The 20,261-nt window shown below is 72.0% G+C and carries 15 protein-coding genes; 7 read left to right on the top strand and 8 right to left on the bottom strand.

Translation table 11 applies throughout. From position 1 onward, the window contains the following. The first annotated feature begins 83 nt into the window (after positions 1-83). Together ACZ7HQ_RS22640 and ACZ7HQ_RS22635 are read left to right on the top strand one after the other, a co-directional pair. Positions 84-1,307 (top strand): NAD(P)-dependent malic enzyme, encoded by a 1,224-nt coding sequence (locus ACZ7HQ_RS22640; protein ID WP_470992713.1) that lies wholly within the window; start codon positions 84-86, stop codon positions 1,305-1,307. 175 nt (positions 1,308-1,482) lie between these two features. Continuing rightward, positions 1,483-2,448, top strand: a complete 966-nt coding sequence (locus tag ACZ7HQ_RS22635) for a zinc-binding dehydrogenase (protein WP_470992710.1) — start codon at positions 1,483-1,485, stop codon at positions 2,446-2,448. Positions 2,449-2,524: 76 nt separating this feature from the next. Here the strand turns inward: ACZ7HQ_RS22635 and ACZ7HQ_RS22630 are convergent, their stop codons facing one another. Continuing rightward, on the bottom strand, positions 2,525-3,571 hold the full coding sequence (locus tag ACZ7HQ_RS22630) for a PadR family transcriptional regulator (protein WP_470992707.1): 1,047 nt from the start codon (positions 3,569-3,571) through the stop codon (positions 2,525-2,527). Position 3,572: 1 nt separating this feature from the next. After that, a complete protein-coding gene (locus tag ACZ7HQ_RS22625; protein ID WP_470992704.1) occupies positions 3,573-4,559 on the bottom strand; it encodes a DUF4097 family beta strand repeat-containing protein in 987 nt (328 codons plus the stop codon). A 164-nt stretch (positions 4,560-4,723) separates the two neighbouring features. Here ACZ7HQ_RS22625 and ACZ7HQ_RS22620 point away from each other — a divergent pair, with 164 nt between their 5' ends. Beyond that, positions 4,724-4,903 carry a DUF6104 family protein gene (locus ACZ7HQ_RS22620; RefSeq protein WP_028420339.1) on the top strand — a complete coding sequence of 60 codons (180 nt, stop codon included), beginning with the start codon at positions 4,724-4,726 and terminating at the stop codon, positions 4,901-4,903. 99 nt (positions 4,904-5,002) lie between these two features. Here ACZ7HQ_RS22620 and ACZ7HQ_RS22615 read toward each other — a convergent pair whose 3' ends face one another. The 4 genes from ACZ7HQ_RS22615 to ACZ7HQ_RS22600 form a co-directional block, all read right to left on the bottom strand. After that, positions 5,003-8,806, bottom strand: coding sequence for a multifunctional oxoglutarate decarboxylase/oxoglutarate dehydrogenase thiamine pyrophosphate-binding subunit/dihydrolipoyllysine-residue succinyltransferase subunit (locus ACZ7HQ_RS22615; RefSeq protein ID WP_470992701.1), 3,804 nt, complete (start codon positions 8,804-8,806; stop codon positions 5,003-5,005). A gap of 303 nt (positions 8,807-9,109) precedes the next feature. Beyond that, complete coding sequence (locus ACZ7HQ_RS22610; protein ID WP_470992698.1) at positions 9,110-10,228, bottom strand: HAMP domain-containing sensor histidine kinase; 1,119 nt, start codon at positions 10,226-10,228, stop codon at positions 9,110-9,112. Then, positions 10,225-10,965 carry a response regulator transcription factor gene (locus ACZ7HQ_RS22605; protein WP_031163266.1) on the bottom strand — a complete coding sequence of 247 codons (741 nt, stop codon included), beginning with the start codon at positions 10,963-10,965 and terminating at the stop codon, positions 10,225-10,227. Before ACZ7HQ_RS22605 ends, ACZ7HQ_RS22610 begins: the two co-directional genes overlap by 4 nt. A gap of 113 nt (positions 10,966-11,078) precedes the next feature. Continuing rightward, positions 11,079-11,759 carry a spermine/spermidine synthase domain-containing protein gene (locus ACZ7HQ_RS22600; protein ID WP_470992695.1) on the bottom strand — a complete coding sequence of 227 codons (681 nt, stop codon included), beginning with the start codon at positions 11,757-11,759 and terminating at the stop codon, positions 11,079-11,081. A gap of 188 nt (positions 11,760-11,947) precedes the next feature. On the opposite strand from ACZ7HQ_RS22600, the gene ACZ7HQ_RS22595 reads away from it, so the two are divergent. The 4 genes from ACZ7HQ_RS22595 to ACZ7HQ_RS22580 all read left to right on the top strand — a co-directional run bounded on the left by ACZ7HQ_RS22595 (position 11,948) and on the right by ACZ7HQ_RS22580 (position 16,808). Further along, on the top strand, positions 11,948-12,751 hold the full coding sequence (locus ACZ7HQ_RS22595; RefSeq protein ID WP_470992693.1) for a rhomboid-like protein: 804 nt from the start codon (positions 11,948-11,950) through the stop codon (positions 12,749-12,751). A gap of 139 nt (positions 12,752-12,890) precedes the next feature. Further along, positions 12,891-15,320, top strand: a complete 2,430-nt coding sequence (lon, locus tag ACZ7HQ_RS22590; protein WP_470992690.1) for an endopeptidase La — start codon at positions 12,891-12,893, stop codon at positions 15,318-15,320. A 112-nt stretch (positions 15,321-15,432) separates the two neighbouring features. Beyond that, on the top strand, positions 15,433-16,383 hold the full coding sequence (locus ACZ7HQ_RS22585) for a serine/threonine-protein kinase (RefSeq protein WP_470992687.1): 951 nt from the start codon (positions 15,433-15,435) through the stop codon (positions 16,381-16,383). A 50-nt stretch (positions 16,384-16,433) separates the two neighbouring features. Further along, positions 16,434-16,808 carry a hypothetical protein gene (locus ACZ7HQ_RS22580; RefSeq protein ID WP_470992684.1) on the top strand — a complete coding sequence of 125 codons (375 nt, stop codon included), beginning with the start codon at positions 16,434-16,436 and terminating at the stop codon, positions 16,806-16,808. 1 nt (position 16,809) lies between these two features. On the opposite strand, the gene ACZ7HQ_RS22575 is transcribed toward ACZ7HQ_RS22580, so the two are convergent. Together ACZ7HQ_RS22575 and ACZ7HQ_RS22570 are read right to left on the bottom strand one after the other, a co-directional pair. Further along, the gene (locus tag ACZ7HQ_RS22575; protein ID WP_470992681.1) at positions 16,810-19,173 is read right to left on the bottom strand and encodes an ATP-binding SpoIIE family protein phosphatase; all 2,364 of its coding nucleotides are present in this window, start codon (positions 19,171-19,173) and stop codon (positions 16,810-16,812) included. A 121-nt stretch (positions 19,174-19,294) separates the two neighbouring features. After that, positions 19,295-20,137 carry a lysozyme gene (locus ACZ7HQ_RS22570; protein WP_470992678.1) on the bottom strand — a complete coding sequence of 281 codons (843 nt, stop codon included), beginning with the start codon at positions 20,135-20,137 and terminating at the stop codon, positions 19,295-19,297. Positions 20,138-20,261 lie beyond the last annotated feature (124 nt).

The following is a 20,261-nucleotide window of genomic DNA, read 5'->3' as shown; positions in this document are numbered from 1 at the left end:
ATTCGGGCCTTGCACGGTGCCCGCCCACCCCTCACCAGGAGTGGTCGACCCTCAAACCATGCATACCTAAGGGGTAAAACAAAGTGGCAGCGGAGATCGTCAATCCTCGCAGCGACAGCAAAACGGATCAGGACGGCGGGGCCGAGCCCCTCGATTCCTTCGATCCGGCGTTCGCGCTGCACCGCGGCGGCAAGATGGCCGTGCAGGCCACCGTGCCGGTCCGTGACAAGGACGACCTTTCCCTCGCGTACACGCCCGGCGTCGCGCGCGTGTGCACCGCGATCGCGGAACAGCCGGAGCTGGTCAACGACTACACATGGAAGTCCTCCGTGGTGGCCGTCGTGACCGACGGTACGGCCGTCCTCGGACTCGGGGACATCGGTCCCCAGGCCTCCCTCCCCGTGATGGAGGGCAAGGCCATCCTGTTCAAGCAGTTCGGCGGCGTCGACGCGGTGCCGATCGCGCTCGACTGCACCGACGTGGACGACATCGTCGAGACCGTCGTCCGGCTCGCTCCCTCCTTCGGCGGAGTGAACCTCGAGGACATCTCGGCGCCCCGGTGCTTCGAGATCGAGCGCCGGCTGCAGGAGCGCCTGGACATTCCGGTCTTCCACGACGACCAGCACGGTACGGCCGTCGTGACGCTCGCGGCGCTGCGGAACGCGGCGCGCCTGAGCGGGCGTGAGATCGGGCAGCTGCGGGCCGTCATCTCGGGCGCCGGCGCGGCCGGTGTCGCCATCGCCAAGATGCTGGTCGAGGCCGGCATCGGGGACGTGGCGGTCGCGGACCGCAAGGGCGTCGTCTCGGCCGACCGGGAGGACCTGACCCCGGTCAAGCGCGAGCTGGCCGGCTTCACGAACAAGGCCGGCGTCACCGGCTCGCTGGAGGAGGCGCTCGCGGGCGCCGACGTCTTCATCGGCGTCTCCGGCGGTACGGTCCCGGAGGAGGCCGTGGCCTCCATGGCCGAGGGCGCCTTCGTGTTCGCGATGGCCAACCCGAACCCCGAGGTGCACCCGGACGTCGCCCACAAGTACGCGGCGGTCGTCGCGACCGGGCGGTCCGACTTCCCGAACCAGATCAACAACGTGCTGGCGTTCCCGGGCATCTTCGCCGGCGCGCTGCAGGTGCGGGCCACTCGGATCACCGAGGGCATGAAGATCGCCGCGGCCGAGGCCCTGGCCGCGGTGGTCGGCGACGACCTCGCCGCCGACTACGTGATCCCGTCGCCCTTCGACGAGCGGGTCGCTCCCGCGGTCACGGCGGCGGTCGCGGCCGCGGCGCGTGCCGAGGGCGTTGCTCGTCGCTGACGTTGCGCTGAATGGCCCCGTCCGTTCGGGCGGGGCCGTTTCTTTCCCCCAGCCGCCCGATACGCGTGCTGGCCGCCGGATACGCGTGGGGAACGGGTGCCCTTCAAGGCAAGAGGGCATGTGTCACAGAGCCGCCTGGTTCCGCCGGATGGCCACCGCACCTATCGTCGGCAGCATGTTCGCTGTCTACGCCGCCCGAATCGACCGCGACCAGCCGCTGACCGGCCTGGAGTTGGGGGAGCGTCCGGCCCCCGAGACCCGGCCCGGCTGGAGCACCATCAATGTGCGGGCCGCTTCCCTCAACCACCACGACCTCTGGTCCCTCAAGGGCGTCGGCCTCCCGGAGGACCGGCTCCCGATGATCCTCGGCTGTGACGCGGCAGGCGTCGACGAGGACGGCAACGAGGTCGTCCTCCACTCCGTCATCGGCCAGACCGGCCACGGCGTCGGCCCGGACGAGCCGCGCTCCATCCTCACCGAGCGCTACCCGGGCACCTTCGCCGAACAGGTCGCCGTGCCGACCTGGAACGTCCTGCCCAAGCCCAGGGAGCTGTCCTTCGCCGAGGCCGCGTGTCTGCCGACGGCCTGGCTGACGGCGTACCGGATGCTGTTCACCAACGCCGGGGTACGGCCCGGTGACTCGGTTCTCGTGCAGGGCGCGGGCGGTGGCGTCGCCACGGCCGCGATCGTGCTCGGCAAGGCGGCCGGGCTCCGCGTCTTCGCCACCAGCCGGGACGAGGCCAAGCGGAAGCGGGCCCTGGAACTGGGTGCCGTGGAGGCCGTCGAGTCGGGGGCGCGGCTGCCCCAGCGGGTGGACGCCGTCATCGAGACCGTGGGCGCCGCCACCTGGTCCCACTCGGTGAAGTCCCTGCGGCCCGGCGGCACGATCGTCATCTCCGGTGCCACCAGCGGCGACCGGCCCTCGCACGCCGAGCTGACCCGGATCTTCTTCCTGGAGCTGAAGGTGGTCGGTTCCACCATGGGCACCAAGGAGGAGCTGGAGGACCTGCTCTCCTTCTGCGCCGCGACCGGGGTACGGCCCGTCATCGACGAGGAACTGCCGCTGGACCGGGCCCGGGAGGGCTTCGAACGGCTGGCGTCCGGGGAGCAGTTCGGGAAGATCGTGCTCACCAACTCCTGAGCTCGAACGGCTGGGGAGACGGCGCGGGCCGGCTGAGGCACCGGCCGGCCCGCGCCCCCGCTCGCTCGCTTTCGGCTCAGGCCTTCGGCGTGCGCAGGCGCGCGCCGATGTGAGCCGCCGCCGTCGACAGGTGGCGTCGGGCGTCGCGGAGCTGGTCCTCGGTGACGCCGTGGTCGCGGGCCGCGTCGCGGATGTCGTCGCGGAAGCGGTCCAGGAGGCGGTCCAGGTCGCGGGCCGGGTCCCCGGTGAGGTCCTCGTGCGCCCAGGAGGGTTCGTACGCGGCGGGGAAGTCCTCGGTGGCCGGGACGTGGTGCACGTCCGGGGCCGAGGAGGCGGACTTGGGCGCCGGCTCCTCGGGGGTGCGGGGGGAGCCCCAGCTCTTGCCGAAGTCGCCCAGTTCCCTGGCCAGTTCGGACAGGCCCTCGCGGACGCCCGTCGGCCAGTCGCCCTGCGTGAAGTGGTCCTGGACACGGTCCTGGACCTGACGCGCGATGCGCTGCATCTCCTCCTGCGCCTGGGCGCGCGCCCGCGCCTGCGCCTCCTGGGCCTGGCGCCGGGCCCGCTGGGCCTCCTCGCGGGCCCGGCGGCTCTCGTCCTTGGCCCGGCGGGCCTGCTCCTTCCACTCCTGCTTGACCCGGCGCATCTCCTCCTTGGCGGCCCGCCAGGCCTCCTTGTCGGTGAGGTCGCCGTACTCCCCGGTGGCGTCCGCCGCGCCCGCCCCCGCCCTCGCGTTCCGGCGGGCCTCGGACGCGGCTTCGCGCATCTCACGGCGCAGGTCACCGGCCGCGCCGCGGACATCGGCCCTTATCTCGGCGGCCAGTTCCGCGACGGACTCGCGGATCTCCAGCTCCAGGTCCGCCAACTCGCCACTGCGGTCGGCCAGTTCGGCGCGGCCCGCGTCCGTGATGGCGTACACCTTGCGGCCGCCCTCGGTGGTGTGCCTGACCAGGCCCTCCGCCTCCAGCTTGGCCAGCCGGGGGTAGACCGTGCCCGCGGAGGGGGCGTACAGCCCCTGGAAGCGTTCCTCGAGGAGCCTGATCACCTCGTAGCCGTGGCGCGGGGCCTCGTCGAGCAGCTTGAGCAGATACAGGCGCAGGCGTCCGTGGGCGAAGACGGGGGGCATGTCAGAGCACCTTCTTGTCGTTCGAGCCGTCGGCCGGGGCGGCGGTGGCGTCGGAGGCGTCGGCACCCCGGCCGGAGACGGAATTGTCCCCCGCAGCGGCCGGGCCGCCTGCGGCGGGAGCGGTGCCGGGGTGCCGTGGCGCCTCGAAGGGCTCGGTGTCCCACAGGGTGTCCGCCTCGTCCTCGCGCGGCGGGCGGCGCAGCAGGGCGATCGAGCCGGAGACCGTGGTGGCCCGGAGCCTGCCCGTACCGGCGCCGAGGCGGCCGGTGATCCGGTGGGCGCCCCACTGGCCGTGCACCCGCAGTCCGTCGAAGGCGTTGGAGATCGTGCCGCTCGCGGTGTTCGCCTCCACCTCGGCGTCCGCCGGCTGCGGCAGGCGGATGGCGATCTCGCCGGAGACGCTGGTGAGACTCACCTCGGTGGGGCCGTCCGGGTCCAGGTCGACGATCATGGAGCCGCTGACGGAGTCCGCGCGGACGGAGCGGCCGGAGCCCTCGACCACCGTCAGGTCCCCGGAGACCGAGTTGAACCGCAGGTCACCGGTGACCGCCTGGGCTTCCACGTTCCCCGACACGGTGTCCGCGCGGACCGGGCCGCAGACGCCGACCAGGGTCGTGTCGCCGGTCACCCCCTTGACCACCGCGGGGCCGCGGATGCCCGAGACGACCGCGCCGGCGCCGACCACGCCCACCTCCACGCGGGTGTCGGCGGGAACCGCCAGGGAGACGACGGCGCTGCGCCGCCAGCCCTTGCGGTCGAGCCACTTGAGGAAGCCCTTCCAGGGCAGGTCCTCGTAGGCCACGGTGAGGGTGGTGCCCTGCTGGGTGACCACGAGGGGCGGTCCCTCGATCTCGGAGACCTCGAGGCGGGCGGAACCCTCCTCCGTGCCCACCACGTTCACCGTTCCGTTGACGATGCGGACCTGCAGGTCGCTCACGCGGGTGTCGAAGGTCAGCTTCCGGGGCTCGGTGACGGACCACTCGGGCATGGGGACTCCTCAGCCAGGCACGGTACACGCACGGCACGCGACACGTCATATCGCGTTCTCTGAACAACACGATATATCGTGGTTGCCGTAAGTCAAGACACCTCCGGGTGTCCCGGCACGGCCTACCCTGGGGTGTGCAGGCCCGTCCCCGTCAGGAGCGAGAGTTGTACTTCACCGATCGTGGCATCGAGGAGCTGGAGAAGCGGCGCGGCGAGGAGGAGATCACCTTCGAGTGGCTCGCCGAGCAGCTGCGGACGTTTGTCGACCTCAACCCGGACTTCGAGGTGCCGGTGGAGCGCCTGGCGACCTGGCTGGCGCGGCTGGACGACGAGGACGACGAGTAGCCCGGACGCGTACTCCTCCAACGAAAGGGCCCGGTACCGAGTGGGAACTCGGTACCGGGCCCTGTTGCCCCAAGGCTTGCGCCCCGGTGTTTGCGAGGCCTAGGCCTCGAACACCTCACGCACCAGCTGCTCCTGCTCCGCCTGGTGCCGCTTGGCGGAGCCGACGGCCGGGGACGAGCCGTGCGGGCGCGAGATGCGCCGCAGCCGCTCGCCGGCCGGGATGTCCGCGCCGACCGCGAGGTCCAGGTGGTCGATCAGGTTGAGCGCGATGAACGGCCAGGCACCCTGGTTCGCCGGCTCCTCCTGCGCCCAGAGGTACTTCTCGGCGTTCGGGTACTTGTTGACCTCCGCCTGGAGCTCGGCACCCGGCAGCGGGTACAGCCGCTCGATGCGGATGATCGCCGTGTCCGTGGCGCCGCGCTTCTGACGCTCGGCCTCCAGGTCGTAGTAGACCTTGCCCGCGCAGAAGACGACCTTCTTCACGGCCGCCGGGTCGGTGATCGACGCGTCGCCGATGACCGGGCGGAACTCGCCGCTCGTGAACTCCTCCGCCTTCGAGGCGGCGGCCTTCAGACGCAGCATCGACTTCGGGGTGAAGACGATCAGCGGCTTGTGGTGCGGGTTGTGCACCTGCCACCGCAGGAGGTGGAAGTAGTTCGACGGCAGGGTCGGCATGGCGACCGTCATGTTGTTCTGCGCGCACAGCTGCAGGAACCGCTCCGGGCGGGCGGAGGAGTGGTCCGGGCCCTGGCCCTCGTAGCCGTGCGGGAGGAGCAGGGTGACACCGGAGGTCTGGCCCCACTTCTGCTCCGCCGACGAGATGAACTCGTCCACGACCGTCTGCGCGCCGTTGGTGAAGTCACCGAACTGCGCCTCCCACATCACGAGCGCGTCCGGGCGGGCCAGCGAGTAGCCGTACTCGAAGCCCATGGCCGCGTACTCGGACAGCAGGGAGTTGTAGACGTTCAGGCGGGCCTGGTCGTCGGAGAGGTACTGCAGCGGGGTGTACTCCTCGCCGGTCTCCCGGTCGATCAGCACCGCGTGGCGCTGGCCGAAGGTGCCGCGCTGGGAGTCCTGGCCCGCGAGGCGCACCGGGGTGCCCTCGAGGAGGAGGGAGCCGATGGCGAGGGTCTCGCCCATGCCCCAGTCGATCGTGCCGTCCTCGACCATCGCCGCGCGGCGCTGCAGCTGCGGCTGCAGACGCGGGTGGACGGTGATGGTGTCGGGGATGTTGACCTGGGACTCGGCGATCCGCTTGACGACCTCGGTGGAGACCGCGGTCGGCACCGCGACCGGGAAGCCGTCCTGGGGCGCCTGGGCGTCACCGGCGGCAGGCTGGGAGGTGGCCTCGCGGACCTCCGTGAAGACCTTCTCCAGCTGACCCTGGTAGTCCTGCAGGGCCTGCTCGGCCTCTTCCAGGGTGATGTCGCCGCGACCGATCAGGGACTCGGTGTAGAGCTTGCGCACCGAGCGCTTCTTGTCGATCAGGTCGTACATCAGCGGCTGGGTGAAGGCCGGGTTGTCCGACTCGTTGTGACCGCGGCGGCGGTAGCAGATGAGGTCGATCACCACGTCCTTGTTGAACGCCTGGCGGAACTCGAAGGCCAGGCGGGCGACGCGGACGACGGCCTCGGGGTCGTCGCCGTTCACGTGGAAGATCGGGGCCTCGATCATCCTCGCCACGTCCGTCGCGTACATCGACGAGCGGGACGACTCCGGGGCGGCGGTGAAGCCGACCTGGTTGTTGATGACGACGTGGACCGTGCCGCCGGTGCGGTAGCCGCGCAGCTGCGACATGTTCAGGGTCTCGGCCACCACGCCCTGGCCCGCGAAGGCCGCGTCGCCGTGGATCGCCACCGGCAGGACCGTGAAGTCCGTGCCGCCCTTGTTGATGATGTCCTGCTTGGCGCGCGAGACACCCTCGAGGACCGGGTCGACGGCCTCCAGGTGGGAGGGGTTCGCGACCAGCGAGACCTTGATCTGCTCGCCGTCCAGGCCGGTGAAGGTGCCCTCGGCGCCCAGGTGGTACTTCACGTCGCCGGAGCCGTGCATCGACTTCGGGTCGAGGTTGCCCTCGAACTCGCGGAAGATCTGCGCGTACGACTTGCCGACGATGTTCGCCAGCACGTTCAGGCGGCCGCGGTGGGCCATGCCGATGACGACCTCGTCCAGGCGGGACTCGGCCGCGGAGTCGATGACCGCGTCGAGCAGGGGGATGACGGACTCGCCGCCCTCCAGCGAGAAGCGCTTCTGGCCGACGTACTTCGTCTGCAGGAAGGTCTCGAAGGCCTCCGCCGCGTTCAGGCGGCGCAGGATGCGCAGCTGCTCCTCGCGCTCCGGCTTGGAGTGGCCGCGCTCCACACGGTCCTGGATCCACTTGCGCTGCTTGGGGTCCTGGATGTGCATGAACTCGATGCCGGTGGTGCGGCAGTACGAGTCGCGCAGCACGCCGAGGATGTCGCGCAGCTTCATCATCGACTTGCCGGCGAAGCCGCCGACGGCGAACTCGCGCTCCAGGTCCCACAGGGTGAGGCCGTGCTCGACGATGTCCAGGTCGGGGTGCTTGCGCTGGCGGTACTCCAGCGGGTCGGTGTCGGCCATGACGTGGCCGCGGACCCGGTAGGAGTGGATCAGCTCGAAGACGCGGGCGGCCTTGGTGACGTCGTCGTCGTGGCTGGCGTCGATGTCCTTGAGCCAGCGGACCGGCTCGTAGGGGATGCGCAGGGCCTCGAAGATGTCGTCGTAGAAGCCGTTCTCGCCGAGCAGCAGGTTCGCGACCTGGCGGAGGAACTCGCCGGAGGCGGCGCCCTGGATGACCCGGTGGTCGTAGGTCGACGTGAGCGTCATGACCTTCGAGATGCCGAGCTTGTTCAGGGTGTCCTGGCTGGTGCCCTGGAACTCCGCCGGGTAGTCCATGGAGCCGACGCCCATGATGACCGACTGGCCGGGCATCAGGCGCGGCACGGAGTGGACGGTGCCGAGGCCGCCGGGGTTGGTCAGGGAGACCGTGACACCGGTGAAGTCGTCCATCGTCAGCTTGCCGTCGCGGGCGCGGCGGACGATGTCCTCGTAGGCCTGCCAGAACTCGAAGAAGTTCAGCGTCTCGGCCTTCTTGATGGCGGCCACGACGAGCTGGCGGTCACCGTTGGGCTTGACCAGGTCGATGGCCAGGCCCAGGTTGACGTGCGCCGGCTTGATGAGGGTCGGCTTGCCGTCCTTCTCGCCGAACGCGTAGTTCATCGCCGGCATGGCCTTGATGGCCTGCACCATCGCGTACCCGATCAGGTGCGTGAAGGAGATCTTCCCGCCGCGGGCGCGCTTGAGGTGGTTGTTGATGACGATGCGGTTGTCGAACAGCAGCTTCACCGGGACCGCGCGGACCGAGGTGGCGGTCGGCAGCTCCAGCGAGGCGTTCATGTTCTTCGCGACGGCGGCGGCCGGGCCGCGCAGCGTGACCAGCTCCGGGCCCTCGGGGGCCTCGGCGGCGGGGGCGGCCTTCGCCTTGGGCTGGGCCGGCGCCTGTGCGGGCGTCGCCGGCCTGGCCGGGGCGGGGGCCGCGGCCTTCGCCGCGGGAGCGGGAGCAGGGGCGGCGGCCGGCTTCGGGGCCGCGGGTGCCGGGGCGGCGGCCTGGGGGGCCGGGGCCGTGGGCTGGGCCTGGGGGGCCGTGGTGGTGGTCCCTGCGGCCCCCGCGGCCGCAGCACCCGCCGCAGCCGGGGTGGCAGGAGCACCCGGCTTGTAATCGGCGAAGAAGTCCCACCAGGCGCGGTCTACCGAATTCGGGTCCTGGAGGTACTGCTGATAGATCTCGTCGACGAGCCACTCGTTCGGACCGAACGCGGCAGCGGGGTTCTTCCCGGCTTGGTCGGTCGAGATGCTCGAGTTACTGGGGGACTGTGGCGACACGGCGGCAACCGCCCTCTTCCGCTTCACAAGGTGATGGACAGCGGGAATAAAGGCTACGCCTCCATGGCGGGGAAGGTCAGGTCGAGCAAGGTCATCGTCGTGTAAGTCACATCGGAAATCTTGTTTCAGGGCTTGATATGGCGGGAAACAAGCGTGGTTCCGCATGTCGGAGGGTGCACCGGCCCCGGCCCGGCGCGCCTTCGTTCGACGGGTGGCGCGGGCCTGCCCCTGATCACACGTGTCCAGCTGCGCGGAACGGCGGCGACGATCGTGGATCTTGTGCTTCCGGGTTCGGACCCTACGTCAACCCGGGACGGAAGTCAGTCCCGGAAGAGTGACGATGATCCGGCAGCCGCGCTCGGATTCGGCCACACCGATCCGGCCGCCGTGCAGATCCACCGCCCAGCGGGCGATCGCCAGCCCGAGGCCCGTACCGCCGTCGCTGCCCGGGCCGTGCGGCCGGGTGACCGCGCCCCGGTTGAACCGCTCGAACACCCGGTGCCACTCCGACCGCGGGATGCCCGGGCCCTCGTCCAGCACCTCCAGCTCCAGCGACTCCGGCTGCGGCCCGCGCCGCGCCTTCACCGTCACCCGGCCGTGCGGCGGGCTGTGCTTGACCGCGTTGTCGATCAGGTTGGCCACGACCTGGTGGATGCGCTCGGGATCCGCGTGCGCGGTCAGCTCCGGCGGCGAGACGTCCAGGTGCAGGTGGACGTCGGTGCGTGTGTGGCTGCCGGAGCCGGAGGCGATGCCGGCCCGCGCCGAGGCCACCATGTTGGCCTCCTTCAGCACGCCCGACAGGTACGGCCACACCTCGAAGCGGCGCATCTTCAGCGGTACGACGCCGTTGTCGAGCCGGGACAGGTCCAGCAGGGTCTCCACGAGCCGGCCGAGCCGCTCGGTCTGCTTCAGGGCCGTGCGCATGGTCTCGGGGTCGGCCTCGGTGACCCCGTCGACGATGTTCTCCAGCACGGCGCGCAGGCCGGCGATGGGGGTGCGCAGCTCGTGCGAGACGTTGGCGACCAGCTCCTTGCGCTGGCTGTCCTGGGCCTCCAGCTCGTCCGCCATGAGGTTGATCGTCCCGGCCAGGTCGCCCAGCTCGTCCCGGCGGCCCTCGCTCACCCGGCGGGTGTAGTCACCCTCGGAGATCGACCGCGCCACCGTGTTCATCTCGTCCAGCGGCATGGTCAGCGAATGCGCCACGAACTGCGTGATCAGCAGTGTGGCGATCATCGAGAAGACCGTGATGAAGCGCAGCTCGGTCTTGGTGTGCACCGCGACGATCGACAGTCCGGTGGTGATCAGCACCGATATGACGACGAGTGCACCGAGTTTGGTCTTGATCGAGAACGGGCGTACGCCACCACCCCAGGGCTCCTCCCCGGGGCTCCTCCGTGCGGCCTGGCGCCCGTCGCCGCTCACGGTGTCGGTGTCTCCAGCGCGTATCCCACGCCGTGCACCGTACGGATGCGCTCGGCGCCGATCTTCCGGCGCAGCGCCTTGATGTGGCTGTCGACCGTGCGGGTGCCGGAGGCGTCCGCCCAGTCCCACACCTCGGCCAGCAGCTGCTCCCGGGAGAGCACCGCGCGCGGGGTGTTCGCCAGGCACACCAGCAGGTCGAACTCGGTGGGCGTGAGGTGGACGTCCTCGGACTTCACCCGGACCCGGCGCTGCGCGTGGTCGATCTCCAGCTCGCCGAGGCGCAGGATCCCGCTGCGGGGCGTCGCGGCGGCCAGGGCCGCCCGCTCCACCCGCCGCAGCAGCACGTGCACCCGCGCGGCCAGCTCCCGCATCGAGAACGGCTTGGTCATGTAGTCGTCCGCGCCGACCCCGAGACCGACCAGCATGTCCGTCTCGTCGTCCCGCGCGGTCAGCATCAGCACCGGCACCGGACGCTGCGCCTGCACCCGCCGGCAGACCTCGAGGCCGTCGAAACCCGGCAGCATGATGTCGAGGATCAGCAGGTCGGGCTGCCAGGCCTCGGCCGTGTCGACGGCAGCCGGGCCGTCCGACGCGGTTTGCACGAGAAATCCCTCGGCACGCAGCCGGGCCGCGATGGCGTCGACGATCGTGGGGTCGTCCTCGACGACCAGCACCCGGCGCTGCGCGCCCGGGGTGGTCGTCGCCGCGCCGCTCTGGGAGGTGTGTGTCTGCTCCATCGCCCGCCCCTGCTTGTTGCTTTCCGGAACCCGTGGGGTGATCCCATGTCTGCGATTGACGCTTGAATGATCCGCGTCAGGGCAGCACATTACGGGGATCCACCGTGCTGTCGCTATCCAGGCCGGACCCCGAGGTGCACGGCGTCCGGAACGCCCCGGGCAACGGGCACCTCTTCGGTACGCACCTGCCGGAACCCGGCATTCCGCAAGGTTCCTTCAAATTCCGGAGACGGCTCGGCGGACCACACGGCCAGCACCCCACCGGGTTTCAACACCCTTGCGCAGGCCGCGAGTCCGGTCGGGGAGTAGAGGCTGTTGTTGTCGTCCGTGACGGTCCAGCCGGGGCCGTTGTCGATGTCCAGGCAGAGCGCGTCGAACGTGTCCGATGTCTCATTGACGAACGCCACGAGGTCGCCCTGCACGATCTCGGTGCGCGGATCGCCGAGCGCACCGGCGGAGATCTGTGCCAGCGGCCCGTCCCGGTGCCAGTCGACGACGGCGGGTTCCCGCTCGACGACGGTGATCCGCCCCCACCGCGCATCCGCCGCCGCATGTGCGAGGGAGAACCCCACTCCCAGCCCGCCGATCAGCACCTTCGGCTCGGGCCGCCCGTCCAGCGCGTCGTACGCGGCGTCCACCAGCAGCCGCTCCGAGCGGCCGTCGGAGGTGTCCATCAGGAAACAGCCGTTGGCGATGATCTGCAGCAGCGCTCCGTGCCGGCGCAGCACCACCTCGCCGTACGGGCCTTCGCGCCGGTCGAGGATCACGGGGGAGTCGTGCACGGCAGCAGTCATGACCCCATCCTGCTTGAACGGGCCCTGTCCTTCACGGGAATTGCGGATGACGCGCGTACGTTGTGGGCACGACGCGGACGCATCCGGCACATGAGAGGTTGCTGTGAATCCGCTCTCGCGTGGCGTCGGTCATAGACAGCGGCCCGCGCAACCCGAAAGGTGGGGCGCGACGGAAGGAGCGCCTCACCGTGGAACCGATCGCGACGGGCCCTGTGTCGGCCGCGTCCGCGCCCCTGCCGGGTGCGCCCCTTTCCGACGGTGCCGCCGTCGTCCCGGCGCCCGCGCTCGCGGACCTGCTGGACGGGATGCCACGCCAGCGGCACGCCACGGCCCCGGCCTGCGATCCAGCCCTCGCCGACACCCGCCCGGCCATCCGGCTCCCGCGGCCGTGGCGGCTGCTGCCCACGCCCACGGGCACCCCGTTCACCTTCGCCTACTGCGCCGTCCTGGCCGTCACCTCGGTGATCGCGGCCATGGCCGACCGGGGCCTGGTGCACACCCTCTTCCAGGACTCCAGCACGGACGTGGCACACCTGGCGCGTACGCCCGTGCTGGTGCTGCTGGCGAGCGCGCTGTGGATCGCGGGCGGTGTCCTCTCGCCGTACGCGGTCGCGTTCGTGCTGGTGATCACCGCGCTCGAGCGGCGCATAGGCGGCGCGCGGGCGGCCTGCGTCTTCCTCGCCGGCCATGTCCTGGCCACCCTCGCCACCGAGGTGCCGGTGGGCCTCGCCGTCCTGGTCGGCCACCTCCCGGTCACCTCGCTGCACCGGCTCGACTACGGCATCAGCTTCGGCGTCGCCGCCAGCACCGGCGCCCTGGCCGGCCTCCTGCGCCCCTGGTTCCGCTGGCCCGTGCTCGGCCTCGCGGCCGGCCTCCTCCTGAACGACCTGATCGCGTTCGAGGACCCGATGACGAACTGGGGCCATCTGATCGCGCTGTCGATAGGCGTGGCGGGGTGGCCTCTTGTCCGCCGGTGGGCTCAGACGCCCTGAGGCGGTGGTCCCTTGGGCGAGGGGGATCGCTCACGTGGAGCCGAACGTGATCGCTCACAGCGAACAGGCAAGGGGAACACCAGCCCACCCCCCGGCGGTTGAGTCGACATAGCTCAACTTGACTGCCGAAGGGGAGATCATGGCTGCTGAGTCACCGGCGTTCACGCTCGTCCTGCCTGTGCTGCCGCTCGACGACGAGGTCGTGCTGCCCGGCATGGTGGTTCCGCTGGACCTGAGCGACGCGGAGGTGCGGGCCGCGGTGGAGGCCGCGCAGGCCGCCGCCCGGTCGGAGCCGGGCAAGCCCAGGGTGCTGCTGGTGCCACGGGTCGACGGCACGTACGCGAAGACCGGTGTGCTGGGCACGGTCGAGCAGGTCGGCCGGCTGGCCGACGGTGACCCCGGGGCTCTGATCCGCGGCCGGAGCCGGGTGCGCATCGGCGCGGGCACCACCGGTCCCGGCGCGGCCCTGTGGGTCGAGGGCGCCCGCATCGACGAGAGCGTGCCGGACCCGTTGCCGGGTCAGGTCGCCGACCTCGTCAAGGAGTACAAGGCGCTCGCCACCGCCTGGCTGAAGAAGCGCGGCGCCTGGCAGGTCGTGGACCGCGTCCAGGCCATCGACGACGTCTCCGCGCTCGCCGACAACTCCGGCTACTCGCCGTTCCTCACGACCGAACAGAAGCTCGGCCTGCTGGAGACCGCCGACCCGGTGGCCCGGCTGCAGCTCGCCACGCAGCAGCTCCGCGACCACCTCGCCGAGCAGGACGTCGCCGAGACCATCGCCAAGGACGTCCAGGAGGGCGTCGACAGGCAGCAGCGCGAGTTCCTGCTGCGCCGTCAGCTGGAGGCCGTCCGCAAGGAACTGCGCGAGCTGAACGGCGAGAACTCAGGGGATTCGGCCGAGGAGTCCGACGACTACCGCGCCCGCGTGGAAGCCGCCGACCTGCCGGAGAAGGTCCGCGAGGCGGCACTCAAGGAGGTCGACAAGCTGGAGCGGTCCAGCGACCAGTCCCCGGAGGGCTCCTGGATCCGCACCTGGCTGGACACCGTCCTGGAGATGCCCTGGAACGAGCGGACCGAGGACGCGTACGACATCCAGGGCGCCAAGGCGATCCTGGACGCCGAGCACGCGGGCCTGGAGGACGTGAAGGCGCGCATCACCGAGTACCTCGCGGTGCGCAAGCGGCGCAGTGAGCGCGGTCTGGGCGTCATCGGCGGCCGGCGCGGCGGTGCCGTGCTCGCGCTCGTGGGTCCGCCGGGCGTCGGCAAGACCAGCCTCGGCGAGTCCGTCGCGCACGCCATGGGCCGGAAGTTCGTCCGCGTCGCCCTCGGCGGCGTCCGCGACGAGGCCGAGATCCGCGGTCACCGCCGTACGTACGTCGGTGCGCTGCCCGGACGGATCGTGCGGGCCGTCAAGGAGGCCGGGTCGATGAACCCGGTGGTGCTGCTGGACGAGATCGACAAGGTGGGCTCCGACTTCCGCGGCGACCCGGCCGCGGCCCTGCTCGAAGTCCTCGACCCGGCGCAGAACCACACCTTCCGGGACCACTACCTGGAGGTCGAACTCGACCTGTCGGACGTGGTCTTCCTGGCCACCGCCAACGTCCTGGAGGCCGTTCCGGAGGCGCTCGCCGACCGGATGGAGATCGTCCGCCTGGACGGCTACACCGAGGACGAGAAGGTCGTCATCGCCCGCGACCACCTGCTCCCGCGCCAGCTGGAGCGGGCCGGCCTGACGAAGGACGAGGTCACGCTGGACGAGAGCGCCCTGCGCAAGCTGGCCGGCGAGTACACCCGCGAGGCGGGCGTGCGCACCCTGGAGCGGTCCCTCGCGCGGCTGCTGCGCAAGGTCGCGGCCCAGCACGAACTCGGCGAGCGGGAGCTGCCGTTCACCGTGCGGGACGAGGACCTGCGCGGTCTGATCGGGCGCCCGCACCACGTGCCCGAGTCCGCCCAGGACCCGGCCGAGCGCCGTACGGCCGTACCCGGCGTGGCGACCGGTCTCGCGGTCACCGGAGCCGGCGGCGACGTCCTCTTCGTCGAGGCGTCCCTGGCCGACCCGGAGACGGGCGCGGCGGGCCTGACACTGACCGGTCAGCTCGGTGACGTGATGAAGGAGTCGGCGCAGATCGCGCTGAGCTTCCTGCGCAGCCACGGCGCCGAACTGGAGCTGCCGGTCGGCGACCTGAAGGACCGGGGCGTGCACATCCACTTCCCGGCGGGCGCGGTCCCCAAGGACGGCCCGAGCGCCGGCATCACGATGACGACGGCCCTCGCGTCCTTGCTCTCCGGCCGCCTGGTCCGCACGGACGTCGCCATGACCGGTGAGGTCTCGCTGACCGGCCGGGTGCTGCCCATCGGCGGAGTGAAGCAGAAGCTGCTCGCCGCCCAGCGGGCCGGGGTGACCACCGTGATCATCCCCAAGCGCAACGAGCCCGACCTGGACGACGTCCCGGCCGAGGTGCTGGACAAGCTCGACGTCCACGCCGTGACCGATGTCCGCCAGGTCCTGGAGCTGGCGCTCGCCCCCGCGACGAACGGGGCGGCGCCGGAGGTTCCCGTGGCGGCGTGACGGACGCCCCGGGAGAGGCGAGGCCCGGGTCCCGTGAGGGAGGCCCGGGCCTTCGCCGTGCCCCGCGTCCTCGCCGTACGCGGATATACGGACCTCTCGGTAGAATTCAGGCGTGAGTTGGCCGCCCAGAAGCCCCTCCGGGCTGATCGGGGCCGAGATCGCGGGGTACCGCGTGGAACGCGAGCTCGGGCGGGGCGGCATGGCCGTCGTCTACCGCGCCAAGGACCTGCGGCTCGGCCGGACGGTCGCGCTCAAGCTGCTCGCCCCGGAGTACACGCGCAACGACGCCTTCCGCCGCCGGTTCGCCCAGGAGTCCCGGGTGGCCGCCGCCATCGACCACCCCCACATCGTCCCCGTCTTCGAGGCCGGCGAGACCGACGGGGTCCTCTACATCGCCATGTGCTTCGTCTCCGGCCAGGACCTGGGCGCCCTGATCGACCGGGCGGGCCCGCTGCCGGTCGCGACCGCGCTGCGCGTCGCCGCCCAGCTGGCGTCCGCACTCGACGCGGCCCACGCGCGCGAGCTGGTGCACCGGGACGTCAAACCCGGCAACGTCCTGGTCGCCAAGGGGGTCGACAGCGACCATCCCGAGCACGTCTACCTCACCGACTTCGGGCTGGCGAAGAAGTCGCTGTCGCTCACCGGGTTCACCACCGCGGGCGAGTTCGTCGGCACCCTGGACTACGTGGCGCCCGAGCGCATCGCGGGGCGCCCGGTGGACGGCAGGTCCGACCTGTACAGCCTGGCCTGTGTGGTCCACGAGATGCTCGCGGGCACCCCGCCCTTCCGGCGGGAGGACCACCTCGAGCTGCTGTGGACCCACCAGTACGACCAGCCGCCCGCGCTCAGCAAGGAGCGGCCGGACATCCCGGAGGCCGCCGACGCCGTCCTCCGGCGCGCGCTGGCCAAGGCCCCGGGCGACCGCCACGGCTCCTGCCTGGAGTTCGTGGCGGCCCTGCGCGCCGCCGTCGGTGAGCCCGCACCGCGCCGCCGTACGCCGACCCTGGTGGACCGCGTTCCGCCTCCGGAACCGCCGTCCTGGGCCGGGCCGGTCCTGTCCTGACACCCGCCCGGGGCCCCAGGCTCCCCGCCGCTTACGCGGCGGGGGCGGCGGTGACCGCCGACACCGGCCCCGTCGGCGGAGCGGGCAGCGGCCACCCCGGCCTCGGCAGCATCCACGTCGGCAACGGCAGCGTCCGCGTCGGCGACTCGATCTGCGCCGGCAACTGCAACGGCACCGTCAACGGAACCAGCGGCTCGGGCGGCGGCATCTGCGCCGGGCTCTGCAACGGCAGCGCCAACGGCGGCATCTGCGCCGGCGTCTGCGCGGGCAGCGCCAACGGCGGCGCCGGCGGGAACGGCGGCGACGCGGTCGGCGGGGGCGACGGGGGACCTGGCGGGCGGGGCGGGAACGGCGGAATCTGCCTCGGGGCCGGCTGCGAGACCAGCGGCAACGGCGGCCGTGGGGGCGACGGTGGCAGCGGCTGACTCAGCCGGTGGTCCGGGCCAGCGACTGTTCCGCCCACACCGTCTTGCCGACCCGGTCGTGCCGGGTGCCCCAGCGGTCGGCGAGCTGGGCGACCAGCAGCAGGCCCCGGCCGCCCTCGTCGAAGATGCGGGCGCGCCGCATGTGCGGGGTGGTGCCGCTGGAGTCGTACACCTCGCAGATCAGGGTCGAGTCCTGGTGGATCAGCCGGAGCTGGACGGGCGGGCGGCCGTACCGCAGGGCGTTGGTGACCAGCTCGCTGACCATCAGCTCGGTGGGGAAGGAGGCCTCGTCCAGGCCCCAGGCGGACAGCTGGTCGCAGGCCAGGCGGCGGGCCCGGGAGACGTCCATGGGGTCGTTCGCCAGTTCCCAGGCGGCGACCCGGTCCTCGTGCAGGACCCGGGTGCGGGCGACGAGCAGGGCGATGTCGTCGTCGGGGCGGTGGCTCAGCAGCTCGGTGAGCACGTGGTCGCAGATCGCGTCCAGCGAGGTCGCGGGCCGGCCGAGCGCGGCGAACATCCTGTCCAGCGCCTCGTCGATGTCGTGCTCGCGGGCCTCGAGAAGCCCGTTGGTGTAGAGGGCGAGCAGGCTGCCCTCGGGCAGTTCGGTCTCGACGGCCTCGAAGGGCAGCCCGCCGAGCCCGAGCGGGGGCCCCGCGGGGACGTCGAGGAAGCGCACGGCGCCGTCCGGCATGACCACGGCCGGTGGCGGATGGCCGGCCCGGGCGAGGGTGCACCGGCGCGAGACCGGGTCGTAGACGGCGTACAGGCACGTGGTACCGATGCCGCCCGCGGTGTCGGCGGCCGGATCCGCGCTGCCCTCGTCGGCGGCGAGCCGCAGGACCAGGTCGTCGAGGTGGGTGAGGAGTTCGTCGGCCGGCAGGTCCACGTCCGCCAGGGTGCGCACCGCCGTGCGCAGCCGGCCCATCGTGGCCGAGGCGCGGATGCCGTGGCCCACCACGTCGCCCACGACGAGCGCCACCCGCGCCCCGGACAGCGGGATCACGTCGAACCAGTCGCCGCCCACGCCGGCCCGGGGCGCGGCGGGCAGATAACGGGTGGCGATCTCCAGGGCCGCCTGGTCGGGCAGCGTGTGCGGGAGCAGGCTCTGCTGCAGGGCCATGGTGGTGGTGCGGGGCCGTGAGAAGGCGCGGGCCTGCCGGATGCCGACGGCCGCCCTGGCCGTGAACTCCTGGGCCAGCCGCAGCTCCTCCGGGCCGAACGGCCCCCGGCCGGGGCGCCTGCCGAAGAGCGCCACCCCGAGCGTGCTGCCCTGGGCGAGCAGCGGCACCGTCAGCAGCGAACGCGCCCCGGACGCGCGCAGCCATGCCGCGCCCGGGTCCACCGCGGCCCACTCGGCGACGACCGGGTCCGTCGTGTCGTACAGCAGCGGCCGGCTCGCGGCGAGGCACTGGGCCGGCGGCGAGTCCACCGGGCAGACGACCGCCTCGCCCACAGTGGAGCCGTGGGCGGGTCCGTGGCCGTCCGGGACGGCGCGCAGCGCGGCGCGGCGCAGCACCACCGGGCCGGGCGGTCCGGGCTCCTCGTCCGCGTCGCGGGGTGCGTCGAACAGCTCGACCGCCATGATGTCGGCGAGCCGGGGGACCGTGACCTCGCCGAGTTCCTGGGCGGCACGGGCCTGGTCCGCCGCCACGCCGACGTGCGCGCCGGTCCCGGCCGACGGCTGCGGCCCGCCGGTGGAGTCCTGGCCGGGCGGCTGCGTGGACAGGCAGACGGCGCGCACCCGGCCACCGGCGTCCTTCAGCGGGGTGAGTACGGCGGGGGCGTCCCGTTCCGTGCCGAGTCCGGCCGTGGCTTCCTGCGGGCGGCCGGACTCCAGCGCGAGCCGCATCGACCGGTCGGCCGCCTCGCTCGCGGCGCCGGGCGCGATGTGCGGCAGGCCGAGGCCGCGCATCGCCGCCTCGGGCAGGGCGAGGGCGTGTTCCATCCGGCGGTTGGCGCGTACGAGCCGCAGGTCGGCGTCGAAGATCGCCAGCGGGAAGGGGGACTGCAGGAACGTCCACTCCTCCAGGGGTTCACCGCGGGGCGGCTGCGAACGGATCGTCACGGCGCTCACCACGAGCCAGTCGGTGACCCCGGTGGCCGAGGTCCGGCGGTGGGCGAGCACACCCAGTTCCAGCCGCCGGCCGTCGCGGTGGCGCAGCGGGACGGTGCCGTTCCAGCGTTCACGTCCGGCCAGCACCCGGCGTGCCGCCGAGCCGTCGGTGGCGAGCAGCGCGGTGGCGGGCCGTCCGACGACGGCCGGGGAGTCGTAGCCGAGCAGCCGCCGTGCGCCTTCGCTCCAGCCCGTGAGGATGCCCTGCTCATCGATGGTGGCCGTGGCCGTGTACGTCGACTGTCGCTCCATCGCCGCTCATCTCGCCCTAGCTCGGCAGGCTCTCCCTGACCAGCATGATCCCGGGCGGCGCAGAGCACCAACGCAGGAGAGCGGCCCCTGCCCGGGCACGGCAGGGGCCATCAGGCGAACGTCAGCCGTTGGCCAGGGCCTGCACCCGGTCCAGAGCTCCGTTGAACTTGTCGTGGTCGCCGACCGTCGGGCCGGAGGAGGTGTACTGCCACATCGTGTAGTACGACCAGCCGGCCGGCAGTGTCCCCGGGTCCGAGGCGTAGCGGGCGATCCACAGCGGGTTGTTCGCGGCGAAACCGCCGTAGTTGCCGGTGCAGTCGCTCCACCAGCTGGTCGCCGTGTAGATCACGGCGTCCCGGCCGGTGCGTGACCTGTAGGTGGTGAGGAAGTCGGCGATCCAGCTGACCATCTGGCTCGCGGACTTGCCGTAGCACTCGGCGCCGTACGGGTTCCACTCGATGTCGAGGGCGCCGGGCAGGGTCCTGCCGTCCCTGGACCAGCCGCCGCCGTGGTCGACGAAGTAGTTGGCCTGGGTGGCACCGCTGGTGGTGTCCGGCGTCGCGAAGTGGTAGGCGCCACGGATCATGCCCACGTTGTACGAGCCGCTGTACTGCTGGGCGAAGTACGGGTTCGTGTAGTACGTCCCCTCCGTCGCCTTGGTGTACGCCCAGCGCACCCCGCTGCTCCACAGCGTCGGCCAGGCGACGTTGCCCTGGTAGCCGGCGACGTCCACACCCTCGGTCTGGGTGACGTCACCCGATGTGGGGGTTCCGCCGCGGCCGTCGTGGGCGAGGACGCCCATGCCCATGTGGGCGGAGCCGCGGCTGGGGGTGGTCGCGGCGTGGGCGGAGGTGAGGGGGAGGGTGAGGGAGAGCGCCGCGAGCACGGCCGTGACGAGGACGGCGCGGGGGCGCGGGCGGATGGGGCGGGCGGAGCGGTCGGAGCCGGGTCTGTGCACGGGCATGACGTGCCTCCGGGATGTGGGGTGGGGGGAACGTGACGGTGACCGGGAACCGATCGCCGTACTGGCGTGGGCATGCCATTGATTGCCTGATAAAGAAGCTACGCACGTAGATGTCGGCGTGGGA

Source organism: Streptomyces sp. NPDC037290 (genome assembly GCF_055603245.1).
Note: the sequence above shows the minus strand (reverse complement) of the source record. Positions and strands in the feature narration are given on the sequence as shown.